Below are 5,158 nucleotides of genomic sequence, written 5' to 3' on the forward strand. Positions count from 1 at the left end.
CACGCTCATCGCCTTCTGCGAGGCGCCGCCGGCCGCGCGCGCGGCCACGGTGGCGCTCGGGTGGTAGGCCGCGATGCCGAGGCCGCACAGCACGGTCGCGAGCCAGGTCCAGAGGTAGTTCGAGCCCAGGCCCGCCAGCACCAGCCCCAGCGCCGCGATCAGGAAGCCCACCGGCACCAGCCAGGGCCGCGGATGGCGGTCGGCATAGAGGCCGAACAGCGGCTGCACCACGCTCGACAGCCCGGTGGCCGCGAGCATCAGCCCGCTCACGGCCGTGTAGCTGTAGCCGCGCTCCAGCACCATCAGCGGCAGCAGCGCGGGCACCAGGCCCTGGTAGAGATCGTTGACGGCGTGGGTGCCGGTGAGAAGCCCGAGGCGGCCCTTGTTCATCGGCGGCCTCCCGGCGTGGCCGGCGGCGGATTGGATTGCATGCGATAGCCCTTTCTGTGAAACCTCGTGTCGAGGCCGGGCCATGCTAGGAAGCCGTGCGAAGATGATCTCGCTACGAAAGAACAAGGATCGTCGAGAAATGGACAAGCTGCAGCCGCCCGCCGAATTCGACCTGCGCCCCGAGCATGGCGAATCGACGCCGCGCGCCGTCGCGGTGCTGGCGACCGATGCCGAGGGCCACGCGGTCATTCCGCTGCACAGCCACCGGCGCGGCCAGCTGATCCATGCGATCTCGGGCGTGATGATCGTGAGCGCCGAGGCCGGCAGCTGGGTGGTGCCGCCGGGGCGCGGCGCCTGGCTCCCGCCCGGCATGGTGCACGGCATCCGCATGGCGGGCGACGTGCGCATGCGCACCGTCTTCGTCGAGCCCGGCACCCGCGCCGGCCTCGGCGCCGACTGCCGCGTGATCCCGGTCGATGCGCTGCTGCGCGAGCTCATCGTGGCCGCGATCGCGCTGCCGCTGGACTATGCGCACGGCGGGCGCGACGAACGCGTGATGGAGCTGATCCTCGACGAGATCGAGCGCGCTCCCGCGCTCTCGCTGCATGTGCCGATGCCGCGCCATGCGCGCCTGGCGGCGCTGTGCGAGGAACTGGTGCGCGATCCCGCGCTGCCGGCCTCGCTCGAGGCCTGGGCGAAGCGGCTGCACATGAACGCGCGCACGCTGGCGCGCCTGTCCCAGCGCGAGACCGGCATGAACTTCGGCGCCTGGTGCCGGCAGGCGCGGCTGCTGCTGAGCCTGCCGCGGCTGGCCGCCGGCGCCTCGATCCTCGAGCTGGCGCTGTCGCACGGCTACGAGAGCCCGAGCGCCTATGCCGCGATGTTCCGCCGCACGCTTGGCATGCCGCCGAGCCAGTACCTGCAGCGCGAGGCCTAGGAGGCCGCGCGGCAGAAGGCCGGGGTCCACGCTTCAGGAGCGGCGGCGTTCCTTCGAGCGAAAGCGCCCGATGTACGGCAGGCCGTTGTAGGTCTTGCCCGCATCGTTGATCGGCCAGGCGGGATCGGCGTAGACGAAGCCCGCGTTGGCGGTCACGATGCCGCGCTCGGCGCAGGCCAGCGCGACCCGCTCGGTCGCGGCGCCGGCCTCGATCGTGCTCTCGTCGATGATCCGGCGCACCGGCACGGGTTCGGGAAACCAGATGACCTGCATCAGGTCCTCGTCGTAGAGGAACTTCATGCCGGCATCGATGCAGAAGCCGCAGCCGGTCACGTCGCCGGTCGCCGCCTCGATGTCTTCCACCTCGAGATCCCAGTAGTTTTCGGCGTGGTCGAAGTAGCGCATGAACGCCTCCTCGCCCTGCGTGGCGTTGCCGATCCAGAAGTGCAGCGACTCGAAGGGGCGCTCCGGCTGGGGCGGACCGTACTTCGCCACCCAGTCGAACAGCGTGCCGGGCTTGAGGCCCTCGCGTTTTTCCAGGGCGGGGAATCCGCCGGTCGGCGTGCGGTTCAGCGCCTCGTCGACCAGCCCGCGGATGAACTCCTCGTCATGCTTCTTTCGAGTGGGCATGCAGGTCGTGCCCCGCTACTTGAAGCCGAGCACGTGCGGCAGCCAGGTGCTGAGCGCGGGCACGAAGGTCAGGATCAGCAGCACCGCGCCATGGGCCCAGAGGAAGGGCACCAGCTCGCGCACCAGCGCCGACATCGGCACCTTCGACACGTTGCAGGTCACGAACAGCAGCCCGCCCACGGGCGGCGTGATCATGCCCAGCGTGAGGTTGAAGATCACGATCATCGCGAAGTGCACCGGATCGACGCCGAGCTTGATCGCCACCGGCGCGAGGATCGGCGCCAGCACCATCACGCCCGGCAGCGGCTCGATGAAGATGCCGAACAGCAGCAGGAACACGTTGACGATGATCAGGAACATCCACGGCGAGAGGTTCATGCCGATCAGCCACTCGGCCATCTGCTGCGGGATGCCCTCGATGGTCAGCACCCAGGCGAAGGAGGCCGACAGGCCGATGATGATCAGCACCGAGGCCGACAGCAGGGCCGAGCGCGAGAGGATGTCGGGCAGCATCTTCCACTCGAGCGTGCGGTAGACGAACTTGCCGCACACCAGCGCGTAGAACACCGCCACCACCGAGGCCTCGGTGGGCGTGAACCAGCCCGCGCGCATGCCGCCGAGGATCACCACCGGCAGCAGGATCGCGGGGATCGCCTTCCAGGTCGTGACGAGGATCTCGCGCAGCGGCGGGGTCTGGCCGTCGCCCTTGTAGTTGCGCTTCTTCGAGACGTGGTAGTTGACCAGGCACATCGCCACCGCGATCAGGATGCCCGGCAGGATGCCGGCCGCGAACAGCGTGCCGACCGACACGCTCTCGTCCTGCAGCGCATAGATGATCATGATGATCGAGGGCGGGATGATCGGCCCCACGATCGCGGTCGAGGCCGTGAGCGCCGCCGCGTAGGAGCGGTCGTAGCCGGCCTTGTCCATCATCTTGATCAGCATCGAGCCCGGGCCCGCCGCGTCGGCCAGGGCCGAGCCCGAGATGCCCGAGAAGAAGGTCAGCGAGACCACGTTGGTGTAGCCCAGGCCGCCGCGGCGGTGGCCCACGAACTGGCCCGCGAAGCGCAGCAGCACCTCGGTCAGCGAACCGCCGCTCATGAGCTCGGCCGCGAGGATGAAGAAGGGCACCGCCATCAGCGGGAAGCTGTCGATGCCGGTGAAGGTTTCCTTCAAGAGCACCATCAGCGGATAGCTCTCGGCGAGGATCAGCGTGGTGGCGGTGGACAGCCCGAGCGCGAAGGCCACGGGCACGCCGATCGCGAGGAACACGCAGGCGGAGACGATCAGAACGACGCTGGCATCCATGGTCGTTCTCCTTACAGCGACGCCGAGGCGTTGGCGTCGAAGTGCGCGTCGGACGCGAACTCGCGGTTCATCACGTAGTCGCGCACCACCAGCAGCCAGTGCACGATCAGCAGCACGCCGCCGATCAGCATCGCGCTGTAGATGTAGGCGAAGGGGATCTGCGTCACCGCGGTGAGCTGGAACATGGTGCGTTCCATGTAGAGCCAGCCGTACCAGACCATGAAGCCGAAGAAGGCGAACAGCAGCGAGGCGACCACGATGCGCAGCGCGATCGCGGCCTGGCGCGGCAGCGCGTCCTGCAGGTTCTCGACCGCGATGTGCCCGCCGTAGCGCAGCACCGGGCCGGCGCCGATGAAGGTCAGCCAGATCATCATGTGGCGCGACACCTCCTCGGCCCACTCGATCGACTGGCTGGTGGTGTAGCGCAGCACGACGTTGGTGAAGATGATGACCGACATCGCGGCCAGCAGGAGGATCAGCGCCCAGCGGTTGGCGGCGAGGAAATAGCGCTCGAAGGCTTGCACGTGTGTTGTTCTCGGTTCTGTCTCAAAACGAAGCGCCCGGCGGGGCCGGGCGCGTTCCTCGAACGTCGGGGGCGCCGCGCGGCGCCGCCTCTTTCTTACTGGACGTCCGTGATCTTCTTGATGTTGTCCGCGCCGAATTCCTTGGCGTAGCTTGCGTAGGCGGGCTTGAGCGCCTCGCGGAAGGCCGCGCCGTCGACCGTGCGCGTGACCTTCATGCCGTCCTTCTCGAGCTGGGCGATGCCGTTGTTCTCGTCGTCGTTGACCTTCTTGCGCTGGGCGATGGCGGCCTTCTTCGCGGCCTCGACGAACACCTTCTTGTCGCCGTCCGAGAGCTTGTTCCAGACCTTAGGCGACAGCAGCAGCAGGGCGGGCGAGTAGACGTGGCCGGTCAGCGACAGGTGCTTCTGCACCTGCGAGAACTTCGAGGCCAGGATCACCGGGATCGGGTTCTCCTGGCCGTCGACCGTGCCCTGCTGCAGCGCGCCGAACAGCTCGGGGAAGGCCATCGGCGTGGGCAGGATGCCGAAGGTGCGGTAGCCGTCCATGTGCACCTTGTTCTCCATCGTGCGCATCTTCAGGCCGGCCGCGTCGGCGGGCTTGACGATGTCGCGCTTGCTGTTCGTCATGTGGCGGAAGCCGTTCTCGGTCCAGGCCAGCGCGACGATGCCCTTGCTCGGGAACTTGGTCAGGATGTCCTGGCCGATCGGGCCGTCCATGACCTTGCGCGCATGGGCGTAGTCGCGGAACAGGAACGGGATGTCGACGATCTTGACCTCGGGCACGAAGTTGCCGACCGGGCCGGTCGAGGTGTTCACCAGGTCCTGCGTGCCGAGCTGGATCGCCTCGATCTGCTCGCGTTCGCCGCCCAGCGCCGAGTTGGCGAAGTGCTGGCACTTGAAGCGGCCTTGCGTGCCCTTCTCGACCTCGTCGCAGAACACGGTCGAGCCGACGCCGTAGTGTGACTCCTTCGAGGTCGCGTAGCCGATCTTCAGGACGGTGGGTTGCTGCGCGAGGGCGCTGGTGCCCAGGGCGAGCGAAAGGCAGGCGGCGGCGATGTGGCCGAGTTTCATGGTGTCTCCGGGGGATTGGTCAGGATTGCGTCAGGCGCCCCGGACTATGCCGCAACCGGAAGCTTTACAGCGTCGGGATTTTCACGGACGTACTCGCGGATCACCGCGTCGAAGCTGTCGTCCGAACCCAGGCCGAGCGCGCGGGCGCGCGGCGTGTCGAAGCGGCCGGGCCAGGACTTCACGATGCGCCGGATCGTCGGCTCGGGTGTGCGGTCGAGCAACGCGGTCGCGGCCGGGCCGGCCACGCGCTCGAGGGCCGCGGCCATCTCGCCGACGGTCGTGGACAGCGAAGGCAGGTT

6 protein-coding genes and 1 pseudogene are annotated in these 5,158 nt (G+C 68.1%); 1 reads left to right on the forward strand and 6 read right to left on the reverse strand.

Annotation, left to right across the window (positions count from 1 at the left end; translation table 11 throughout):
* Nucleotides 1–390, reverse strand: a 390-nt coding sequence (locus tag AC27VN_RS32110; protein WP_490879176.1) for an MFS transporter, incomplete at its 3' end; no start/stop codon positions are given.
* Nucleotides 391–529: 139 nt separating this feature from the next.
* On the opposite strand from AC27VN_RS32110, the gene AC27VN_RS32115 reads away from it, so the two are divergent.
* Nucleotides 530–1,327 carry an AraC family transcriptional regulator gene (locus AC27VN_RS32115; protein ID WP_490879177.1) on the forward strand — a complete coding sequence of 266 codons (798 nt, stop codon included), beginning with the start codon at nucleotides 530–532 and terminating at the stop codon, nucleotides 1,325–1,327.
* A gap of 33 nt (nucleotides 1,328–1,360) precedes the next feature.
* Here AC27VN_RS32115 and AC27VN_RS32120 read toward each other — a convergent pair whose 3' ends face one another.
* The 5 genes and pseudogenes from AC27VN_RS32120 to AC27VN_RS32140 form a co-directional block, all read right to left on the reverse strand.
* Entirely contained in the window at nucleotides 1,361–1,957 is a 597-nt protein-coding gene (locus tag AC27VN_RS32120; protein WP_490879178.1) for a hypothetical protein, read from the reverse strand.
* Nucleotides 1,958–1,972: 15 nt separating this feature from the next.
* Nucleotides 1,973–3,265, reverse strand: coding sequence for a TRAP transporter large permease (locus AC27VN_RS32125; protein ID WP_208510014.1), 1,293 nt, complete (start codon nucleotides 3,263–3,265; stop codon nucleotides 1,973–1,975).
* A gap of 11 nt (nucleotides 3,266–3,276) precedes the next feature.
* Nucleotides 3,277–3,789 carry a TRAP transporter small permease gene (locus AC27VN_RS32130; protein WP_490879179.1) on the reverse strand — a complete coding sequence of 171 codons (513 nt, stop codon included), beginning with the start codon at nucleotides 3,787–3,789 and terminating at the stop codon, nucleotides 3,277–3,279.
* 95 nt (nucleotides 3,790–3,884) lie between these two features.
* On the reverse strand, nucleotides 3,885–4,859 hold the full coding sequence (locus AC27VN_RS32135; RefSeq protein WP_203201621.1) for a TRAP transporter substrate-binding protein: 975 nt from the start codon (nucleotides 4,857–4,859) through the stop codon (nucleotides 3,885–3,887).
* A gap of 44 nt (nucleotides 4,860–4,903) precedes the next feature.
* A pseudogene (locus tag AC27VN_RS32140) lies at nucleotides 4,904–5,158 on the reverse strand (NAD-dependent epimerase); the annotation flags it as partial.

Source organism: Variovorax sp. 20P10.2.4 (assembly GCF_058244205.1).

Bases quoted from the DNA above. Each gene is read 5' to 3' on its own strand.
- AC27VN_RS32115 (WP_490879177.1), top strand. From the start codon at position 530: ATGGACAAGCTGCAGCCGCCCGCCGAATTCGACCTGCGCCCCGAGCAT.
- AC27VN_RS32120 (WP_490879178.1), bottom strand. From the start codon at position 1,957: ATGCCCACTCGAAAGAAGCATGACGAGGAGTTCATCCGCGGGCTGGTC.
- AC27VN_RS32125 (WP_208510014.1), bottom strand. From the start codon at position 3,265: ATGGATGCCAGCGTCGTTCTGATCGTCTCCGCCTGCGTGTTCCTCGCG.
- AC27VN_RS32135 (WP_203201621.1), bottom strand. From the start codon at position 4,859: ATGAAACTCGGCCACATCGCCGCCGCCTGCCTTTCGCTCGCCCTGGGC.